This window comes from Streptococcus sciuri, assembly GCF_024814375.1.
GTDB lineage: Bacteria > Bacillota > Bacilli > Lactobacillales > Streptococcaceae > Streptococcus > Streptococcus sciuri.
The window spans coordinates 24413-44203 of the sequence record NZ_JANUXX010000001.1; the positions used below are offsets into that span (position 1 = coordinate 24413).

Here is a 19791-nt window from a genome sequence, read left to right on the forward strand (position 1 = left end):
ACCTGAATGAGAAAAGTATTCAATTAGTGATAGAAATATATTTTTCATGTACGAATGCCTCAGTTTATGATATAATAAAGAGCAAAAATATTTTGGTAAAAGCCTAGAAAGCAAGGAAATGGATTTAAAAAATTACATTGCCTCTATTGAGGACTATCCTCAAAAAGGGATTGTATTTCGAGATATTAGCCCATTGATGGCTGATGGAAACGCTTATAGCTACGCTGTTCGTGAGATTGTGCAATATGCAACAGATAAAGAGATTGATATGATTGTAGGTCCTGAAGCTCGTGGTTTTATTATTGGCTGTCCTGTCGCCTATGAACTTGGTGTTGGTTTTGCTCCAGTGCGTAAACCTGGTAAATTGCCACGTAAAGTTATCTCAGCTGACTACGAAAAAGAGTACGGTATGGATACACTGACGATACATGCTGATGCTATCAAAGTTGGTCAGCGTGTGCTCATCGTGGATGATCTTTTAGCGACTGGAGGTACGGTCAAGGCAACGATTGAGATGATTGAGCGCTTGGGTGGAGTTGTTGCAGGTTGTGCCTTTCTTATCGAACTAGATGATCTCAAAGGACGTGACGCTATTGGCGACTACGATTGTAAAGTCTTGTTGCACTATTGATAGGTATAGAATATAACTATATCTAATTCAAGAAAATATATAATTGAAACCTATATCTTCATATTCTATAATAGAGGGTAACGATATTACAGAAGTGGAGATGTTTTCATGCCAATCAAAATTGATAATGCACTACCTGCTCTAGATATTTTACGTTCTGAGAATGTTTTCATGATGGATGATAAACGTGCTAATCATCAAGATATTCGCCCATTAGAGGTATTGATTTTAAATCTCATGCCTACAAAAGAAGCAACGGAGACACAATTGTTGCGTCTACTATCTAATACCCCACTGCAAATCAATATTGATTTGCTCTACATGTCCTCACATACCTCTAAAAATACTAAAGCAGAGCATCTAGAAACGTTTTATAAGACTTTTGATAATATCAAAAGTCGTTATTATGATGGATTGATTATCACTGGTGCACCTGTTGAGACGTTAGCGTTTGAGGAGGTTGACTATTGGCAAGAGCTTTGTCAGGTTTTCCAATGGAGTAAAAAACATGTTTTCTCAACTCTTCATCTTTGTTGGGGAGCGCAGGCTGGTCTTTATTATAATTATGGTATTGACAAGGTTTTGATGTCTCAAAAACTATCAGGTATCTATAATCAAGATGTTTTAGATCGTCTTAATCCTTTGATGCGTGGGTTTGATGATTGCTTTAATTCTCCACATTCAAGATATACTGAGGTGGTCACAGAGAGTGTCAAAAAACTGTCTCAACTTGATATTTTGGCTGCAGGAGATGAGGTAGGATTGTCTATTTTAGCGACAAAAGATTTGCGAGAGGTCTATAGCTTTGGGCATTTGGAGTATGATCGTGATACCTTGAAAAAAGAGTATCTGCGTGATCTTAAATCTCATAAAAAAATACAGTTACCTAAGCATTATTTTCCAAATGATGATCCAAATCAAGTGCCAAAGTTGTGCTGGAATCTGCCAGCTACCACTTTTTTTAGTAATTGGATTAATTATGCGGTTTATCAAGAAACCCCTTATCGTTTAGAAGAGTTAAACAATGATTATACTTATTATGCGTGTTTATAGAGAGGATTTATGAGTTATTTAGAGCATTTTCGCTATGGTAACCTTATTTTACCGAGTGGTTTACTGTTTCACTATAGTGAACTTTTCACCTCAAGCGAGGAATTTTTAGTTTGGCAATTCTTTTTTTTGCAAAATACAACTAAGCGAGATGATTTGGCACCAAGTCAGATTGCGAGTGCTCTTGGTAAATCTTTGAGCGATGTCAATCGCATGATTAGCAACCTCACTACTCAAGGGTTATTAGATACCAAAACAATCGATATGGCTGGGGAGATTGAAGTGATTTTTGATGCTAGCCCTGCCCTTGAGAAGTTAGATACCCTCACAAAAAGGGACACAGCGGCAGATGAGGGTCTACCTCAAACACCTAGCAATGCCTTTAAAGATTTGGTTAAAGACTTTGAACGCGAACTTGGACGTTTTTTGAGTCCTTTTGAGATTGAAGAGTTACAAAAGACGATTGATGAGGACAATACTGACCCTGAAGTTATACGCTTAGCGCTACGTGAGGCTGTGCTTAACGGTAAAATTAATTTTAAATACATCAATGCCATCTTACGCAATTGGCGACATGATAACCTGAGAACTGTACGCCAAGTCAAAGAACGCTTAGATGAGCGTAATCATAAACAAACCAAAGAAGTGCCTATATCAGATGACTTTTTATCTGCTATTAACAACCTCTGGATGGATGACTGAAAGCATTTGGAAAATCCAGATGCTTTTAAGTATAGTATCGTTTAGACAGGTAGTCCTTGCTAGGAGGTTTTCAAAGAGGAAAGTTCCACAACAGTGTATAAATGTGTGGTGCTAGAAAAGATAGACCTTTATTTTTTGTGTATTTGATGATAAAATGAGGTCATCACATTAAAGGAAAAACGATGAAAGTACAATTATCTGATAGATTACAAATGATAGCGAATCTCGTTCCTAAAAAGGTTCATCTCTTAGATATTGGTAGTGATCATGCGTATTTGCCGATTGCACTTATCAAAGAGAAAAAAATTGATTTTGCTGTCGCAGGTGAGGTAGTCAAAGGTCCTTATGAATCCGCTCTCTCCAATGTTTACCATCACCGACTTCAATCTCATATCGCCGTTCGTCTAGCTGATGGTTTTGATGCGCTTGGGTCTTCTGATGAGGTGGATTGCGTCACGATTTGTGGTATGGGTGGACGTTTGATTGTTGAGATTTTAGAAAAGGGAAAAGAGAAGCTAGTTAATGTTGATTGTTTGATTTTACAGCCTAACAATTGTGAGGACGATGTTCGTGCTTGGTTATCTGCCAATCATTTTATGATTTGTATAGAGACTATTGTTCAAGACAAAGGAAAATTTTACGAAATTATTAAGGCACAAAAAGGAACGATGCATTTATCAGAACGTCAGTTGCGCTTTGGTCCTTATCTTCTACAAGAGCATTCTGCTATTTTTTATGAAAAATGGCGTTTGGAGTGTACTAAGTTAGAAAAGGCTCTTAATCGTGTGCCGCTAGATAAGTCTAAAGAACGCCAGCAGCTTGTGAAGAGAATCAAGATGATTAAGGAGGTTTTGGAGTGAAAGCTAGTCAAGTTATTGAGAAATACGAGACTTACTGCCCACAAGAGTTATCTATGAAAGGAGATATTTCAGGACTCCAGATAGGAACTTTAGATAAAGATGTCAAGACTGTCATGGTGGCACTTGATATTAGAGAAGAGACAGTCGCAGAAGCTATTGCCAAGCAGGTCGATCTCATTATCGTTAAACATGCACCGATTTTTCGTCCATTAAAAAATCTTGTGGTTGGTCCACAAAATCAGATGTTTCTGGATTTGATTAAGCATGACATTGCAGTGTATGTTAGCCACACTAATATTGACATTGTGCCAGATGGACTCAATGATTGGTTTTGTGATTTACTTGATATTAGAGATACGAGTCCCCTTAGTCCGACTGAGGAAGGTTTTGGTATTGGGCGTGTAGGAACAGTAGAGGCTCAAGACTTACAAACGCTCGCTAGAAAGGTCAAGGCGGTTTTCAAACTAGATAGTGTCCGCTTGGTAGCTTACCACCCTAGCACAACGCTGATTCGTCGAGTTGCTATTTGTGGTGGTAGTGGGCAACATTTTTATAAAGATGCTCTTTCTGCTGGTGCGGATGTCTTTATTACAGGAGATATTTATTATCATACAGCTCAAGAAATGTTGACAGATGGGCTTTTAGCCATTGATCCTGGTCATCATATCGAGGTGCTTTTCATTGCCAAGATAGCTGAAAAACTGCGTCGGTGGCAGGTAGAATCAGGTTGGAATTTGACAGTTTTAGAAAGTACTTCCCATACGAATCCTTTCTTCCACTTGTGAGGAGGTACTATGCGAGTTGTAATAGTCGCATTAGGTGCTGTTTGAGTGACGACACCTACCATTTTTCAAAAGTAGCAGATATTGAGGTGCTTGTTTTTGATGAGAACATTGGCCAAGCAACTAGAACTACAACGGAAATTATCAGTCCTTAGTTTTCAAAATGGAATGAAGCATTAGAAATATGAGAACGTATCGGTATTAAAGCATATACAAGCGTTTTTTCGTCTTTTTGGAGAGTTTTCCCATCCATATGGTATGGTCAGTGATTTAGGTTCAACAGGTCTAACTATAGCTCCTTTGTCTGGCCATCAGTTAGCTAAGATTACAAGATTAAGGGTGACAGCGTCTTTAAAAAATGATAAAATAAAGAGGACGAATAAGAAAGGAAAAATCCTATGAAAGGTATTATTTTAGCAGGAGGATCTGGAACGCGTCTCTACCCTTTGACTCGTGCAGCCTCTAAACAGCTCATGCCTGTCTATGACAAGCCAATGATTTACTATCCACTATCTACTTTGATGTTGGCAGGTATCAAAGACATTTTGATTATCTCAACCCCTCAGGATTTGCCACGCTTTGAAGATCTTCTTGGTGATGGATCTGAGTTTGGAATTTCTCTGTCTTATGCAGAGCAACCTAGTCCAGATGGTTTGGCACAAGCCTTTATCATCGGTGAAGAGTTTATTGGGGATGATAGCGTTGCCCTTATCTTAGGGGATAATATCTACCACGGACCAGGACTTTCAAAAATGCTTCAACGTGCTGAAAGTAAGAAAAAAGGCGCAACTGTCTTTGGTTATCAAGTTAAGGATCCAGAGCGCTTTGGTGTCGTTGAGTTTGATGAAAATATGAATGCCATCTCTATCGAAGAAAAACCAGAACAACCAAAGTCAAACTATGCAGTGACAGGTCTTTATTTCTATGATAATGATGTGGTTGAAATTGCCAAAAATATCAAGCCAAGTCCTCGTGGTGAGCTTGAAATCACAGATGTCAATAAGGTTTATCTAGAGCGTGGTGATTTGTCCGTAGAGCTGATGGGGCGTGGCTTTGCGTGGTTGGATACTGGTACACATGAGAGCTTGCTTGAAGCAGCTCAATATATTGAAACAGTCCAACGTATGCAAAATGTTCAGGTGGCTAACTTAGAGGAAATTGCCTATCGTATGGGCTATATCACTAAGGAGCAGATGTTTGAGTTAGCTCAACCCCTGAAGAAGAATGAATATGGACAATATTTGCTTCGTTTGATTGGAGAAGATAAATGACAGATCAATTTTTCGGTAAGTCTCTTGCTGTTAAAAAAATAGAAGCTGTTCCTGGTATGTTGGAGTTTGATATTCCTGTTCATGGAGATAACCGTGGTTGGTTCAAAGAAAATTTCCAAAAGGAAAAAATGCTACCGCTAGGTTTTCCAGAGTCTTTCTTTGCCGAAGGCAAATTGCAAAACAATGTCAGCTTTTCACGTAAAAATGTACTACGTGGACTTCATGCTGAACCTTGGGATAAGTACATCTCTGTCGCAGATGAAGGTAAGGTTCTAGGGACTTGGGTAGACTTGCGTGAGGGAGGCACTTTTGGACATACCTACCAAACTATTATTGATGCCAGTAAAGGGATTTTTGTCCCTCGTGGTGTGGCAAATGGTTTTCAAGTGCTCTCTGACAAAGTAGCTTATAGCTATCTGGTTAATGACTACTGGGCGCTTGAGCTTAAGCCTAAGTATGCTTTTGTTAATTATGCAGATCCAAGTCTAGATATTAAATGGAGCAATCTTGAAGAAGCAGAGGTATCAGAAGCAGATAAAAAACATCCTTTACTGAAAGATGTTAAACCTTTACGTAAAGAAGATTTGTAAAATGACCTTGATATACGTCATTTTAAGACGAATATGATATATAAAATACAACAGGAGTAATCATGTCAGACTACAAAAATATTATCGTGACAGGTGGTGCGGGCTTTATTGGCTCAAATTTTGTCCACTATGTTTATAATAATCATCCCAATGTCCATGTGACGGTCTTAGATAAGCTCACCTATGCTGGAAATCGAGCAAATATTGCAGATATCTTAGGTGATCGTGTGGAGTTAGTTGTAGGCGATATTGCTGATAGTGAGTTGGTGGATAGATTAGCTGCTAGGGCAGATGCTATCGTTCACTATGCTGCTGAGAGCCATAATGACAATTCATTAAATGATCCAAGTCCTTTTATCTATACCAATTTTGTGGGAACGTACACTCTTTTGGAGGCGGCACGTAAGTATGATATTCGTTTCCATCATGTTTCTACAGATGAGGTTTACGGTGATTTGCCACTACGTGAAGACTTGCCAGGTCATGGTGAAGGTCTAGGTGAAAAATTTACAGCAGAAACTAAGTACAATCCAAGTTCTCCTTATTCATCAACTAAGGCAGCATCAGACTTGATTGTCAAGGCATGGGTTCGTTCATTTGGTGTTAAGGCTACCATTTCCAATTGTTCAAATAACTACGGTCCTTACCAGCATATTGAAAAATTCATTCCACGTCAGATAACTAACATATTGAGTGGTATCAAGCCAAAACTCTACGGTGAAGGTAAAAATGTGCGTGACTGGATTCATACAAACGATCATTCATCAGGCGTTTGGGCGATTTTGACCAAGGGGCGTATCGGTGAAACTTATCTCATTGGAGCAGATGGTGAAAAGAATAACAAAGAAGTGCTTGAACTTATTCTTGAGAAAATGGGACAGCCAAAGAATGCTTACGATCATGTGACAGACCGTGCTGGTCATGATTTACGTTATGCCATCGATTCGACTAAGTTACGTGAGGAACTTGGTTGGAAGCCAGAGTTTACAAACTTTGAGCAAGGGCTTGAGAAAACCATCAAATGGTACACAGATCATAAAGACTGGTGGCAATCTGAGAAAGAAACAGTCGAGGCTAACTACGCTAAGACACAAAAAATTATTAAGTAATAAAAAATCTATCATGTGTTTTCATGATAGATTTTTTGTTATTAGTCTGTTTAGTGTTTATCTTTTAAAAGCTGTTTAGCAAGAGATAAATTCATAGTAGGTTGTTTGAGTAGTTCTTTGACAAGTGATGTGACTTGACTTTCTTTCGCACCAGCAAGGAGCGCCAGCGATTTTGCTTGAAGTTTCATATGACCTGCTTGGATACCTGTGCCAGTAAGTGCTTTTAGCGCGGCGAAATTTTGTGCTAAACCGATAGAAGTGGTGATAGCTGCCAAAATCTTAGCTTGGGGATTTCCTAGTAAATCATGAGCTAGTCTTGTACTAGGATTGAGTCCAATAGATCCTCCCTTGGTAGCGATAGGCATAGGCAGAGTTATTGTTCCATCAATCGTTTTGGTGGAGGAATTGTATCTCCAAGAAGATAATCCTTGGTAATTTCCTTTGTGGCTAGCGTAGGTGTGTCCAGCTGCTTCAATAGCACGCCAATCATTTCCAGTAGCTAATACAACAGCATCGATACCGTTAAAAATACCTTTATTGTGTGTACTTGCTCGGTAAGGGTCAACTTGTGCTAGTTGGCTAGCGAGTGTTATTTTTTGTGCGAAAACAAGTGCTTCTTCAGGATGACGACTGAGGCAACGAAGAGGGATTTGACACGTACTTGTCACAAGAGAGTGTGTTGCGTAGTTAGAGAGAATAGCCATGAGTGCTTTGCCATTGCTAAGCTCTTTAAGTGTAGGAACAAGTGCTTCCATCATGGTATTGACCATGTTGGCTCCCATAGCTTCTTTAGTATCAATAAAGAGGTAGACAATGAGAAAATCGCCCTTTTCTTCTACAGTCAAATCGCAAGCTCCACCTCCACGCTTGACAATGGACGGATAAGCACTATTGGCTAAATCTAGGATCTTTTTCTTTTTATCAAGAATAGCTCTTGTCGCTTGTTCTTTGTCACCAACTTCATATAGTGCGACCTGTCCAATCATCTGCCGTTTTTCTTGATAGGTTTTAAAGCCTCCAGAGCGCTTAATAATCTTGTTTGCAAAGCTAGCTGCAGCGACGACAGAGGGTTCCTCGGTGACAAAGGGAACACGATAAACAGTTCCATCTACTAAAACATCAGGAACCACGGAAAAAGGCAGAGCTTGCCTTGCAATGACATTTTCTACCATTTGATTGGCAATATCAAGAGAAAGCATTTTTTGAAGTTTTAAAGTTGTTAGACTGTCTTCGGATAAATTTAGGTTTTCCAAAAAGTGGAGACGTTCTTTTGGTGTTTTTTTGGCAAATTCACCCCAGTTAATTCTTGTTTTATCCATGTTTTGCCTCGTAAATACGTTGGTGTTCTTTGATGGCAGAAAGATAGAAGTCATTTGTTGCGTAATTAGCAAAGTTGGCATTTCCAAAAGCATCAAGAGTTGCTTCTTCAAAGAAAAGTTTTTCATAATCAGCTACAGAGATGCTTTGTCTCTGATTTAGTTGTTCTTTGCGATTGGTTTGTAGCTGTTTTTTAAAATCACTGACAAGGGTAGCGCTAAATATTTCAGCAACTGCTCCACTTCCATAACTAAAGAGAGCAATTTGTTCACCACCTTGTAAAGAGTTACTATTTTCTAAAAGTGAGAGTAAGCCTAGAAAGAGAGAACCAGTATAGATATTACCGATTTGGCGACTATAGATGATGGAAGCGTCAAAGTTGGCTTTTAAAGTCTCTTTTTTACGGTCAGGTAGCCGTTTGTCCATGATTTTATGGAGTCCTTTGAGAGCTAATTTTGGAAAAGGAAGATGAAAGCAAAACGCACTAAAATCAGCTAAAGTTTTGCCAGAACGTTTTTGGTATTCTGCCCAAGTCGTTTTCAACATATCGAGGTATTGCTTGGTTGAGTACATGCCATCAACAAAAGGTGTCGTACTGTAATTTGGACGCCAAAAATCCATAATATCACGTGTCTGTGCGACATTGTCATCATGAATCTCTAAAAGGCGTGGATTTTGGCTGACAAGCATGGCAACACTACCTGATCCCTGTGTAGGTTCGCCAGGTGTATTAATACCATATTTAGCAATATCTGAAGCAATCACCAATACTTTTGCTTTTTTGTGTTTTTCCACATGCAGTTTAGCATAATTGAGAGCCGCTGTCGCACTATAGCAAGCTTCCTTGAACTCAAGGCTACGGGCAAAAGGCTGAATGCCTAGCAGTTTGTGAATATAAACAGCAGCTGCTTTACTTTGGTCAATGCTAGATTCTGTTGCAACAATAATCATATCAATCATAGCCTTGTCATCTTCAGTTAAAATACTGTTTGCAGCGCTAGCACCTAATGTGACAATATCATCTGTGATGGGTGTGATACTCAAGGCATCAAGGAGTAACCCTTTGCTAAATTTATCAGCATCCACCCCACGACTTTGAGCTAAATTTTCCATATCAAGGCGATAGCGACCGGTTGCAAAACCGATTTTATCAATTCCGATAGTCATAGTGTTCCCTTTCTTACAAGTAATGTTATCGTTCCATTCAACATTTTAACATAAAACCGACTATAAGTCGTACTTTAAAAAATAGCAAACTTTTGAAGATGAGTTTTATAGTAGCGGTAAAAGCTCTTTTTTGGTAGAATGAACTTTTGGAGGAATACCATGACAAAAGCGGATAAGATTTTTAAAGAGAATATTAGAACTATTATGGAGGAAGGAGTGTTTTCTGAAAAAGCTCGTCCTGTCTACCAATCTGGAGGACAAGCAAATTCAAAATATATTACAGGTAGCTTTGCAGAATACGATTTGAGTAAGGGAGAATTTCCCATTACAACACTTCGCCCTATCCCTATAAAAAATGCTATTCGTGAGATTTTTTGGATTTATCAAGACCAGTCAAATGACTTGGCCTTGTTAAACGATAAGTACAACGTTAAATATTGGAACGAGTGGGAAGTTGCTAATACTGGTACTATTGGTCAACGGTATGGTGCTGTTGTTAAAAAACACGATATTATCAGAAAAATTCTCAAGCAGTTGGATGATAATCCGTGGAATCGTCGCAATGTCATCTCTCTCTGGGATTACGAAGCCTTTGAGGAGACAGAAGGATTGTTACCTTGTGCATTTCAGACCATGTATGATGTTCGGCGTGTCAATGGTGATATTTACTTGGATGCGACTCTGACCCAGCGCTCAAATGACATGCTAGTCTCTCACCATATCAATGCCATGCAGTATGTCGCCCTTCAAATGATGATTGCTAAACACTTTGGCTGGAAAGTTGGTAAGTTCTTTTACTTTGTGAATAATCTGCATATCTATGATAATCAATTTGAACAGGCTAAGGAGCTTTTACGTAGAAAGCCAAGTCACTGTCAGCCACATTTAATATTAAATATTCCTGATGGGACTGACTTTTTTAAAATCAGACCAGAAGATTTTGAGTTGGTGGATTATGCACCTGTTAAGCCACAGCTATATTTTGATTTAGCAATCTAAAGGTAAATAAAGCGTCTACCTTTATCTCAGCATTTTTTGGCGCTTTTTGTTACAATGATGGAGGATGAGGAGGAGACGAGATGACACGCAATATAGTGGCTTTATGGGCTGAGGATGAGCATGGTCTCATCGGAAATGACGGTAAATTGCCATGGCATTTGCCCAAAGAGCTCAACCATTTTAAGAAAACAACTTTAGATGGAGCATTGCTTATGGGACGTGTGACTTTTGAGGGAATGAAGAAACGCCCTCTTCCTGGACGTGAGACGTTAGTTTTAACGACTGACTCTACCTATACGGCTAAGGGGGTTACTGTTGTCCACAGTGTAGAAGAGGCGCTTACTTGGTTTCATAATCAAAATAAGCCTCTTTATATCATAGGTGGAGCTAAAGTCTATGCTTCCTTTGATGGTCATTATGCTAAAATCATCAAAACAGTTGTTCATGGTAACTTTACAGGAGACACTTACTTTCCAGACTTGTCACAGCGTTCTTTTGTGAAAACTGCAACGAAAACCTTTGATAAAGATGAGAAAAATGCCTATGCTTTTACGATAGAATATTATGATAGTAAAGATGAGAGGTAACTATGGAGAAAAGTGTACTAGGCTTGTTGAGCGCTCTTTTAGCTGTGATATGCTTAGTTTTAGCAATTCCTGCTTTTAAGAAAAGACGTTATGGTTTGGGGATTATTTTTTTGTTAAATACCTTTACCAACCTTGTTAATACGATACATGCCTTTTCTGGGACTTTATTTTAGAGGCTATTTTTAGCTAAAAACATATAATAAAAACAAACATTTAGGAGAACTAATGGCTGGACGAAATAACGATGCAAAAGTTTACTGCTCATTCTGTGGAAAAAGTCAGGATGAGGTCAAGAAAATGATTGCAGGAAATAATGTATTTATCTGCAATGAATGTGTAGATCTTTCTCAGGAAATTATCCGTGAAGAACTAGCAGAAGAGGTGTTAGAGGATTTAGCAGAGGTTCCAAAACCAAAAGAACTTTTGGATATTTTAAACCAATATGTTGTTGGTCAAGACCGTTCTAAACGTGCCCTTGCCGTTGCTGTTTACAATCATTATAAGCGTATCAGCTTTACAGAAAGTCGTAATGACGAAGATGTTGATTTGCAAAAGTCAAATATCCTTATGATTGGACCAACTGGGTCAGGAAAGACCTTTTTAGCCCAAACTTTGGCTAAAAGTCTCAACGTACCTTTTGCGATTGCAGATGCCACTTCGCTAACTGAGGCTGGTTATGTAGGTGAAGATGTGGAAAATATCCTCTTAAAACTTATTCAAGCAGCTGACTTTAATGTTGAACGTGCTGAACGTGGGATTATCTATGTTGATGAGATTGATAAAATCGCTAAAAAAGGGGAAAATGTCTCTATTACCAGAGATGTCTCAGGTGAGGGCGTCCAACAGGCACTGTTAAAAATCATTGAAGGTACCGTAGCTAGTGTACCACCACAAGGCGGACGCAAACATCCTAATCAGGAGATGATTCAGATTGATACCAAAAATATCCTCTTTATCGTTGGTGGTGCTTTTGATGGGATTGAGGACATTGTTAAGCAACGTCTTGGTGAAAAAGTAATCGGTTTTGGACAAACAAGTCGCAAGATTGACGATGACAGTTCGTATATGCAAGAAATTATTTCTGAAGATATTCAAAAGTTTGGACTTATTCCAGAATTTATTGGGCGTTTGCCAGTAGTGGCTGCACTTGAGCGTTTGAACGCTGAGGATTTAGTCCGTATCTTGACAGAGCCACGCAATGCCTTGGTCAAACAATATCAAACCCTCCTATCCTATGATGGGGTAGAGCTTAACTTTGATGAGGATGCTTTAAAAGCTATAGCGGATAAGGCTATCGCACGTAAGACAGGTGCGCGTGGGCTTCGCTCTATCATTGAAGAGACGATGCTTGATGTCATGTTTGAAGTACCAAGTGAAGAAGGCGTGGTAAAGGTTAGGATTACTAAAGCAGCCGTTGAAGGTACAGATAAACCTATCCTTGAGACTGCCTAGTAAGGAGGTATCATGGCTGAAGAATATCTCAATACACACAATGCTTCGATTTTGTTAAGTGCTGCCAATCAGTCTCATTATCCAAAGGATAATCTCCCAGAAGTGGCGCTTGCAGGACGCTCCAACGTTGGCAAATCTAGTTTTATCAATACATTGTTGGGACGTAAAAATTTAGCTCGTACTTCTAGTAAACCTGGAAAAACACAATTGCTTAATTTTTATAATATTGATGATAAACTGCGTTTTGTCGATGTTCCAGGTTATGGTTATGCTAAAGTGTCTAAAAAAGAGCGAGCGAGATGGGGAAAGATGATTGAAGAATATCTCGTAACACGTGAAAATCTGCGTATGGTAGTGAGTCTTATTGATTTTCGTCATGAGCCAAGTAGTGACGATAAACAGATGTATGAGTTTCTGAAATATTACGATATTTCGGTCATCGTCGTTGCAACTAAGGCTGATAAGGTTCCACGTGGAAAGTGGAACAAGCATGAAAGCATCATCAAAAATAGTATAGGTTTTGATGCTAGTGATGCCTTTCTTATCTTTTCGTCTGTTGAGCGTATCGGTATTGATGAGGCTTGGGACACTATTTTAGAAAATATATGAGTAGTAGGTTATGAAGCTCATTGTTTTTAGCTTCGTTGTCTATAGATTTAAGGAACGATAATAAAAGATTGGGCAATCCCAATCTTTTTAAATATTGCTATATTTGAGCTTGTAGCGAATAACGATGCTAGTATAGTGATAGCAAACACACGCTAGACTAAGTGTAACTAGCCACAATGCTTTTTCATGAAGAACATTATTCACTAAAGAAACGCTAATAGCACCGAGAACAAAGCTTGAGACTACAAGACTATAATTCGTTGCTTGTCTTTTGAGCTCTGGTGTTTTGTCTCGAGTGGTTAGATACTGATACCAGCTGCTTAGCATTTTCCGATAATTACCAGATGTCATCAAAATGGTATAGGCATGTGATTCAATATGACTATCTGTAAAGGTAAGGGTCAATATACCAGTAGTTGTCGCAAGTAGTATAATCCAGAAGATTGGCACTTTTGGAAAAAAGGGCAAGACAGCAGAACTCATGAGTAAAGGCAAAATACAATAAGTGCGCCAATAAGCAGTTTTAGCCCTTTTTTTGATGATGGTAGCAAGGATAAAACCAATGGAAAAAAAGAAAATAGAAAGCAAACGTAGAATACTTTGTGATAAGGAGCTATCATCCCAATCTGCAACAAGTAGCAAAATATTTCCGGTCTGTGTAGCTACTAGAGAGTCAAATTGCATGTGACAGTAAACATCTAAAGCTCCACCCATAAATCCGAGTAAAATAGCATTAAAACGATTGTGCTGAGGCATGTATTTGAGATTCAGCATGATTCTCCTCCTTTGGACATTCATTATTGTACCACTTTTTGATAAATGACACAGATAAAAAATAAGAGATTATTTTTAGAAAATTCGAAAAAACTCTTGACAAATTAAAAAGACTTTTTGTATAATGATGGCAATCAGAAAAGTAAGTTAGAGTTGTTTTAAGGGAGCCTGTGGTGACTGCAAACAGGTAACAGCTTTAGGTGAACATTGGACTGATGTTATAGTGAATTTGAAACCATAATAATTCGGTGGGCACTCCTTATCGTGCGACTCGTTGTTTGACGAGTGTGAGAGGTACTTAGAGTACTTAATATTGAGGTGGCACCGTGTTAGTAATAACGCCCTCGCACAGAGTTTTTCTGTGCGAGGTTTTTTGTTTAGAAATGGAGGATAAGATGGAAAAGATTTTGGCAGCTGATAGTTTGACGCCTATTTTAGCTTATAAGCGTCTAAAGGGGGATTATAAGGTCATTTTGGAGAGTATCCCTCGTGAAAAAGAAAATGCTAGATATTCTATTATTGCTTACAATCCTGTCTATGAAATCATTTACCAAGAGGGTGTGCTAACGCAAAATGGGCAGGTTGTTACACAAGATCCGCTTGATTATCTGAATACTCTTGTTGTCACAGCAAAGGAAATGGATGAGATTCCCTTTGCTGGTGGAGCGTTGGGCTATGTAGGCTATGATATGCTTCATCTTTATGAAACGTTAGGTAGCATCCCAAAAGACACTATAAAGGTACCAGATATGCACTTTTTTGTTTACGAGTCTTATCTTATTTTTGACCATAAAAAAGAGCTTGTCCGTGTGGTTGAGGATAATATTTATAGTCAGCGTGATAAATCGGAAATGAAAGTAGCGCTAGATGCAGTTTTAGTTCAGTTACAAAGCATGAGTGAAGATGAGTTGGCACCAAAGGTAATTACACCACTGCAGTTTAGTAGCCATCTGGAAAAGGATGGTTTTGTATCTATGGTTAATCAAGCAAAACGGCTTATTCGGCAGGGAGATATGTTTCAATGTGTGCTCAGTCAGCGATTTTCTGCTGATTTACAAGGTAATCCGTTTGATTATTATCGTAATCTACGTATCGTCAATCCATCTAATTATCTCTATTTCTTTGATTTCGGTACTTATCAGGTGATTGGAGCTAGCCCAGAGAGTCTCGTATCGGTCAAAGGAAAAATGGTTATCACCAATCCCATTGCAGGAACACGTCCAAGAGGTAAAACAGAAGAAGAGGATGTCAGACTTGCTAGAGAACTTTTGTCAGATGTTAAGGAGACAGCAGAGCATCGTATGTTAGTTGATTTAGGGCGTAACGACATTGGACGTATTGCTAAAACAGATACCGTTCAGGTTAGCAAATATATGGAAGTTGAGTATTTCCGATATGTTATGCACCTTACTAGTGTTGTCAAAGGTGAGTTACGCAAAGATATGACTGCTATGGATGCGCTCAAAGCAACTCTGCCAGCAGGTACCGTCTCAGGAGCACCCAAATTGCGTGCTATGCAACGCATCTATGAACTTGAGCAGGAAAAAAGAGGTATCTATGCAGGTGCTATTGGGTATCTCTCGGCTACAGGTGATATGGATTTTGCTATTGCTATTCGAACTATGATTGTGAAAAATAGTAGAGCTTATGTTCAAGCAGGAGCAGGTATAGTGTATGACAGTGTAGCCGAAAATGAATATTACGAAACTCTCAATAAAGCTAAAGCGATGACGAATATTGGAGATTTAGAATGATTTTATTGGTGGATAATTATGACTCCTTTACATTTAACCTCATGCAGTACATCAGTCGTTTTGCAGAAGTTGATGTCATAAGAAATGATGATAGACAGCTTTATGACTATGCTAAAAAAGCAGATGGTATCGTTTTATCACCAGGTCCTGGTTGGCCTAGCGATGCAGGGCAAATGGAGTCTTTAATCAGAGATTTTGCTGGTCAAAAGCCTATTTTAGGCATTTGTCTTGGGCATCAAGCTATTGCTGAAACTTTTGGAGGAAAGCTAGATTTGGCAAAGCAGGTTATGCATGGTAAACAGAGCCAAATAGCAATTGAACAAGCCTCTCCTATCTTTATAGGTGTCTCAAAAAAAACATCAGTCATGCGTTATCATTCTATTGTCGTATCTCAATTGCCCAAAGGTTTTGAGGTGATTGCTAAAACAACAGATGATTATGAGATTATGGCTATCCAAAATAACGCTTTACAGCTTTACGGTTTACAATATCATCCTGAGTCTATAGGGACGGATGAGGGGATGAAAATGATTGAAAATTTTGTTGCTATCGTGAAAAATGTGCACTAGGATTTTCATTGAAAGAGAGGAAGAAAAATGAAAACTATATTTGCAAAGTTGGTTGCAAAAGAGGATTTGAGTACACAGGAGATGACAGAGGTTGCTGAACGTCTTTTTTCTGGTCAGTTGTCCGATGCTCAAACAACAGCTTTTTTGCTTGGTTTGACGGAAAAAGGAGAGAGTTTTGATGAGATTGCAAGTCTCATTGCTGTTATTCGCAGTTATGCAAAGAAAGTTCCGGGAAAATTTCATGATGTGATGGATAATTGTGGAACTGGTGGAGATTGCTCTTTTAGTTTTAACATCTCAACAACTACTAGCTTTTTATTAGCTGCTGGTGGCATCAAGCTCGCTAAACATGGAAACCGCTCCATTTCTTCAAAATCAGGATCGGCAGATGTCTTAGAAAACCTAGGCATCAAGATAGATGCTAGTCCAGAAGTGATTAAAAAAGCTTTGGAGGAGGTTGGTCTAGCATTCTTGTTTGCTCAATCAATGCATCCTGTAATGCGTCATGTGGGACCTGCCAGACAGATTTTGGGAATTCCTACAATTATGAATATCATAGGTCCACTGAACCATCCTATGGATTTGGATTATCAGCTTATGGGATTGTATAGAGAGGATTTACAAGAGACTTGCGCTAAGTTACTACATCATCTGGGACGTAAACGAGCAATAATTATTACAGGACCTGATAATATGGATGAAGCTGCTCTCTATGGTGTTAATCACTATACGTTGCTAGATTATGGCAAAATAACAAAAGGACAGTTTAGCTATGCTGATTTAGGGATGAAAGAGATACCTCTTGCAGCCATTAAAGGAGGCAATGCTAAGGAGAATGCCGATATTCTAGTGAGTGTTCTCAAAAATGAACCAAGTCCATATCGAGAAACAACTATTGTCAATGCTGCGCTCGGTTTTTTTGCAGCGGGTAAAGTTGCAACGCTACAAGAAGGTGTAAATCTGGCTCGTCAAGTACTTGCTTCAGGAAAAGCACTTGATGTTTTAAACAAGCTTAAGGAGGTGCAGGTATGAGTGATGGGGCATTTTTAGAGAGAATATTGGCAATCAAAGAACAAGAAAATGCTCAACTCGTTGTCGAAAAGGTCAAACCATTGCGTAAGACTTATTCTTTTTACGATTATGTCAAAACACACAATGATAGGATACACATTATTGCCGAAGTAAAAAAAGCCAGTCCTAGTCTAGGAGCAATCAATATGGATGTGGATTTGCTAGATCAAGCGAGATGTTATGAGACGGCTGGTGCTAGTATGATTTCCGTGTTGACGGATGAGCCTTTTTTCAAGGGGCACATAGACTATCTGCGTATGATTTCAGAGAGTGTTGCCATTCCAACTTTACAGAAGGATTTTATCATTGATGAAAAGCAGATTATTAGAGGAGCTAATGCTGGCGCAACAGTGATTTTGCTGATTGTTGCTGCACTTAGTAAGAAGCGTTTGTGTGAGTTGTTTGATTTTGCGACTTCCTTAGGGATGGAGGTTCTAGTGGAGACGCATAATCTTATTGAGCTTGAGATAGCTCACCAAATAGGTGCTAAGATTATTGGGATTAATAATCGTGATTTGACAACGTTTAAGACTGATTTGCAGACAAGTATAGATTTGATACCTTATCTAAGGAGCAATCCTGTTTATATCTCGGAGTCGGCGATTGTTACAAGAGAGGATGTCAAACGATTGGTTCCTTCTTATGATGGTATCTTATGCGGAACAACTCTGATGCAGTCTGATACTGTTGCTGCTAAGATAAAGGAGCTTGCTATTGACAAAGGTTAAGATATGTGGCATAACAACGTCAGAGGCGATGCAAGCAGCAGTCGATGCGGGAGCGGACTATGTTGGATTTGTTTTTGCAACAAGCAAGCGCCAAGTGACTCCAAAAAAAGCACGTACACTTGCACAGTGGGTATCTCCAGAGGTTCAAAAAGTTGGTGTTTTTGTTAATCCCAGCATAAATGAGGTGCAGGAGGTTTTGAAAGATGTTCGACTTGACCTCATTCAGATTCATGGGGACTATGATGAGGCTCTAAAAACTTTGGATATACCTATTATCAGTGCAGTAGCGGTTGGCAAAGAGCAACTGATAGTTAGAGAGTCAGCAGACTACTATCTCTTTGATGCACCTATAGCAGGTAGTGGCAAAACGTTTGATTGGGAGATGCTTGATAGAACAAACATGACTAAGCCCTATTTTATAGCGGGTGGTTTGACACTAGAAAATGTCAGTGACTGTATCGCACATTTTCACCCCTATGCTGTTGATGTATCTTCTGGAGTGGAGACAAATGGTAAAAAGGATGTGGAGAAGATAAAAGCATTTATAAAAGGAGTAAAATATGACTTATAAACAACCAGATGAAAAGGGATTTTTTGGAAAGTTTGGAGGACGTTTTATCCCAGAGACACTGATGACAGCAGTTTTAGAACTGGAAACTGCTTATCGTAAAGCAAAAGCGGATTCAACATTTCAAGAAGAACTTGAACAATTGTTGACCTATTATGTTGGTCGGCAGAATCCACTGTATTTTGCACAGCGTTTGAGTGATTATGCAGGTGGTGCAAAGATTTATCTCAAGCGTGAAGATCTCAATCATACGGGTGCGCACAAGATCAATAATGCTCTAGGACAAGCCCTTCTAGCCAAGCGGATGGGTAAAACCAAGATTATTGCAGAGACTGGCGCAGGTCAGCACGGTGTAGCGACAGCGACAGCAGCAGCACTTTTTGACATGGAGTGTACCATTTACATGGGAGAAGAGGATGTGAAACGTCAAGCTCTCAATGTATTTCGTATGGAGTTGTTAGGGGCTAAGGTAGTGGCAGTTACAGACGGTTCACGTGTACTTAAAGACGCTGTTAATGCCGCTCTTCGTTCATGGGTAGCTAACGTAGAGGACACACATTACATTATGGGTTCTGTGCTTGGTCCAGCACCATTTCCAGAGATTGTGAGGGATTTTCAGTCGGTTATTGGTCGTGAAGCTAAAGAACAGTTTAGTCAATTAACAGGACAGGATTTACCAGATGCCCTAGTGGCTTGTGTTGGTGGAGGTTCAAATGCCATGGGACTTTTTTATCCTTTTGTTAACGATAAGTCTGTGGAAATGTATGGCGTCGAAGCAGCAGGACGTGGTCTAGAGACAAAAGACCACGCAGCCACATTAACTAAAGGTAGAGCAGGTGTTTTACATGGTTCTCTGATGGACGTTTTGCAAGATGAAGAAGGGCAAATTTTGGAGGCATTTTCAATTTCGGCAGGATTGGACTATCCAGGTGTAGGTCCGGAGCATTCGCATTTTAATGCGATCGGTAGAGCCCACTATGTGCCAATCACAGATGAGGAAGCGCTTGAGGGATTCAAGCTACTGTCACGTCTTGAGGGAATTATCCCTGCCTTAGAGTCCAGTCATGCTATTGCCTACGTTATTAAGCTAGCCAAGGAACTCGGTAAGGACAAGTCCATTGTCGTCTGCCTGTCAGGACGAGGAGACAAGGATGTGATGCAAGTCAAAGAACGTTTAGAGAAAGAGCAAAAAGGAGTCTAG

Annotated in this window: 22 protein-coding genes; 19 read left to right on the forward strand and 3 right to left on the reverse strand. The window is 39.3% G+C overall.

Features of this window, described 5'->3' with window-relative positions:
• The first annotated feature begins 118 nt into the window (after nt 1-118).
• The 8 genes from NXS10_RS00140 (at nt 119) to rfbB (ending at nt 6995) form a co-directional block, all read left to right on the forward strand.
• On the forward strand, nt 119-631 hold the full coding sequence (locus NXS10_RS00140) for an adenine phosphoribosyltransferase (RefSeq protein WP_259136385.1): 513 nt from the start codon (nt 119-121) through the stop codon (nt 629-631).
• A 108-nt stretch (nt 632-739) separates the two neighbouring features.
• A complete protein-coding gene (gene metA / locus NXS10_RS00145; RefSeq protein WP_259136387.1) occupies nt 740-1684 on the forward strand; it encodes a homoserine O-acetyltransferase MetA in 945 nt (314 codons plus the stop codon).
• A gap of 9 nt (nt 1685-1693) precedes the next feature.
• The gene (locus NXS10_RS00150) at nt 1694-2383 is read left to right on the forward strand and encodes a DnaD domain-containing protein (RefSeq protein ID WP_259136389.1); all 690 of its coding nucleotides are present in this window, start codon (nt 1694-1696) and stop codon (nt 2381-2383) included.
• 182 nt (nt 2384-2565) lie between these two features.
• On the forward strand, nt 2566-3243 hold the full coding sequence (locus NXS10_RS00155; protein ID WP_259136391.1) for a tRNA (adenine(22)-N(1))-methyltransferase: 678 nt from the start codon (nt 2566-2568) through the stop codon (nt 3241-3243).
• Nucleotides 3240-4028 (forward strand): Nif3-like dinuclear metal center hexameric protein, encoded by a 789-nt coding sequence (locus NXS10_RS00160; RefSeq protein ID WP_259136393.1) that lies wholly within the window; start codon nt 3240-3242, stop codon nt 4026-4028. The genes NXS10_RS00155 and NXS10_RS00160 overlap by 4 nt, the downstream gene beginning before the upstream one ends.
• 395 nt (nt 4029-4423) lie before the next feature.
• Nucleotides 4424-5296 (forward strand): glucose-1-phosphate thymidylyltransferase RfbA, encoded by an 873-nt coding sequence (gene rfbA, locus NXS10_RS00165; RefSeq protein WP_259136395.1) that lies wholly within the window; start codon nt 4424-4426, stop codon nt 5294-5296.
• Nucleotides 5293-5886 (forward strand): dTDP-4-dehydrorhamnose 3,5-epimerase family protein, encoded by a 594-nt coding sequence (locus NXS10_RS00170; protein ID WP_259136397.1) that lies wholly within the window; start codon nt 5293-5295, stop codon nt 5884-5886. Before rfbA ends, NXS10_RS00170 begins: the two co-directional genes overlap by 4 nt.
• Nucleotides 5887-5948: 62 nt before the next feature.
• Nucleotides 5949-6995 carry a dTDP-glucose 4,6-dehydratase gene (gene rfbB, locus NXS10_RS00175; protein ID WP_259136399.1) on the forward strand — a complete coding sequence of 349 codons (1047 nt, stop codon included), beginning with the start codon at nt 5949-5951 and terminating at the stop codon, nt 6993-6995.
• Between the two features lie 50 nt (nt 6996-7045).
• Here the strand turns inward: rfbB and NXS10_RS00180 are convergent, their stop codons facing one another.
• The gene (locus tag NXS10_RS00180; RefSeq protein ID WP_259136402.1) at nt 7046-8314 is read right to left on the reverse strand and encodes a hydroxymethylglutaryl-CoA reductase, degradative; all 1269 of its coding nucleotides are present in this window, start codon (nt 8312-8314) and stop codon (nt 7046-7048) included.
• A complete protein-coding gene (locus NXS10_RS00185) occupies nt 8307-9479 on the reverse strand; it encodes a hydroxymethylglutaryl-CoA synthase (protein WP_259136405.1) in 1173 nt (390 codons plus the stop codon). The genes NXS10_RS00180 and NXS10_RS00185 overlap by 8 nt, the downstream gene beginning before the upstream one ends.
• Before the next feature lie 159 nt (nt 9480-9638).
• On the opposite strand from NXS10_RS00185, the gene NXS10_RS00190 reads away from it, so the two are divergent.
• The 5 genes from NXS10_RS00190 to yihA all read left to right on the forward strand — a co-directional run bounded on the left by NXS10_RS00190 (nt 9639) and on the right by yihA (nt 13126).
• Nucleotides 9639-10478, forward strand: coding sequence for a thymidylate synthase (locus tag NXS10_RS00190; protein WP_259136408.1), 840 nt, complete (start codon nt 9639-9641; stop codon nt 10476-10478).
• Between the two features lie 80 nt (nt 10479-10558).
• Complete coding sequence (locus tag NXS10_RS00195) at nt 10559-11065, forward strand: dihydrofolate reductase (RefSeq protein WP_259136410.1); 507 nt, start codon at nt 10559-10561, stop codon at nt 11063-11065.
• 2 nt (nt 11066-11067) lie between these two features.
• A complete protein-coding gene (locus NXS10_RS00200; RefSeq protein ID WP_259136412.1) occupies nt 11068-11238 on the forward strand; it encodes a hypothetical protein in 171 nt (56 codons plus the stop codon).
• 52 nt (nt 11239-11290) lie between these two features.
• On the forward strand, nt 11291-12517 hold the full coding sequence (clpX, locus tag NXS10_RS00205; protein ID WP_259136413.1) for an ATP-dependent Clp protease ATP-binding subunit ClpX: 1227 nt from the start codon (nt 11291-11293) through the stop codon (nt 12515-12517).
• Nucleotides 12518-12529: 12 nt separating this feature from the next.
• Nucleotides 12530-13126 (forward strand): ribosome biogenesis GTP-binding protein YihA/YsxC, encoded by a 597-nt coding sequence (gene yihA / locus NXS10_RS00210; protein ID WP_259136414.1) that lies wholly within the window; start codon nt 12530-12532, stop codon nt 13124-13126.
• A gap of 87 nt (nt 13127-13213) precedes the next feature.
• On the opposite strand, the gene NXS10_RS00215 is transcribed toward yihA, so the two are convergent.
• A complete protein-coding gene (locus tag NXS10_RS00215; RefSeq protein WP_259136415.1) occupies nt 13214-13900 on the reverse strand; it encodes a YoaK family protein in 687 nt (228 codons plus the stop codon).
• Between the two features lie 395 nt (nt 13901-14295).
• Between NXS10_RS00215 and trpE the strand changes: the two genes are divergently transcribed.
• Genes trpE through trpB form a run of 6 tightly spaced genes read left to right on the forward strand, consistent with a single transcriptional unit; the run spans nt 14296 to nt 19791 of the window.
• Nucleotides 14296-15654 carry an anthranilate synthase component I gene (trpE, locus tag NXS10_RS00220; RefSeq protein ID WP_259136416.1) on the forward strand — a complete coding sequence of 453 codons (1359 nt, stop codon included), beginning with the start codon at nt 14296-14298 and terminating at the stop codon, nt 15652-15654.
• Nucleotides 15651-16223, forward strand: a complete 573-nt coding sequence (locus tag NXS10_RS00225; RefSeq protein ID WP_259136417.1) for an aminodeoxychorismate/anthranilate synthase component II — start codon at nt 15651-15653, stop codon at nt 16221-16223. The genes trpE and NXS10_RS00225 overlap by 4 nt, the downstream gene beginning before the upstream one ends.
• 27 nt (nt 16224-16250) lie before the next feature.
• Nucleotides 16251-17255, forward strand: coding sequence for an anthranilate phosphoribosyltransferase (trpD, locus tag NXS10_RS00230; protein WP_259136418.1), 1005 nt, complete (start codon nt 16251-16253; stop codon nt 17253-17255).
• Nucleotides 17252-18022, forward strand: coding sequence for an indole-3-glycerol phosphate synthase TrpC (gene trpC / locus NXS10_RS00235; RefSeq protein ID WP_259136420.1), 771 nt, complete (start codon nt 17252-17254; stop codon nt 18020-18022). The genes trpD and trpC overlap by 4 nt, the downstream gene beginning before the upstream one ends.
• Nucleotides 18009-18593 (forward strand): phosphoribosylanthranilate isomerase, encoded by a 585-nt coding sequence (locus NXS10_RS00240; protein ID WP_259136422.1) that lies wholly within the window; start codon nt 18009-18011, stop codon nt 18591-18593. The genes trpC and NXS10_RS00240 overlap by 14 nt, the downstream gene beginning before the upstream one ends.
• Nucleotides 18583-19791 (forward strand): tryptophan synthase subunit beta, encoded by a 1209-nt coding sequence (gene trpB / locus NXS10_RS00245; RefSeq protein ID WP_259136424.1) that lies wholly within the window; start codon nt 18583-18585, stop codon nt 19789-19791. The genes NXS10_RS00240 and trpB overlap by 11 nt, the downstream gene beginning before the upstream one ends.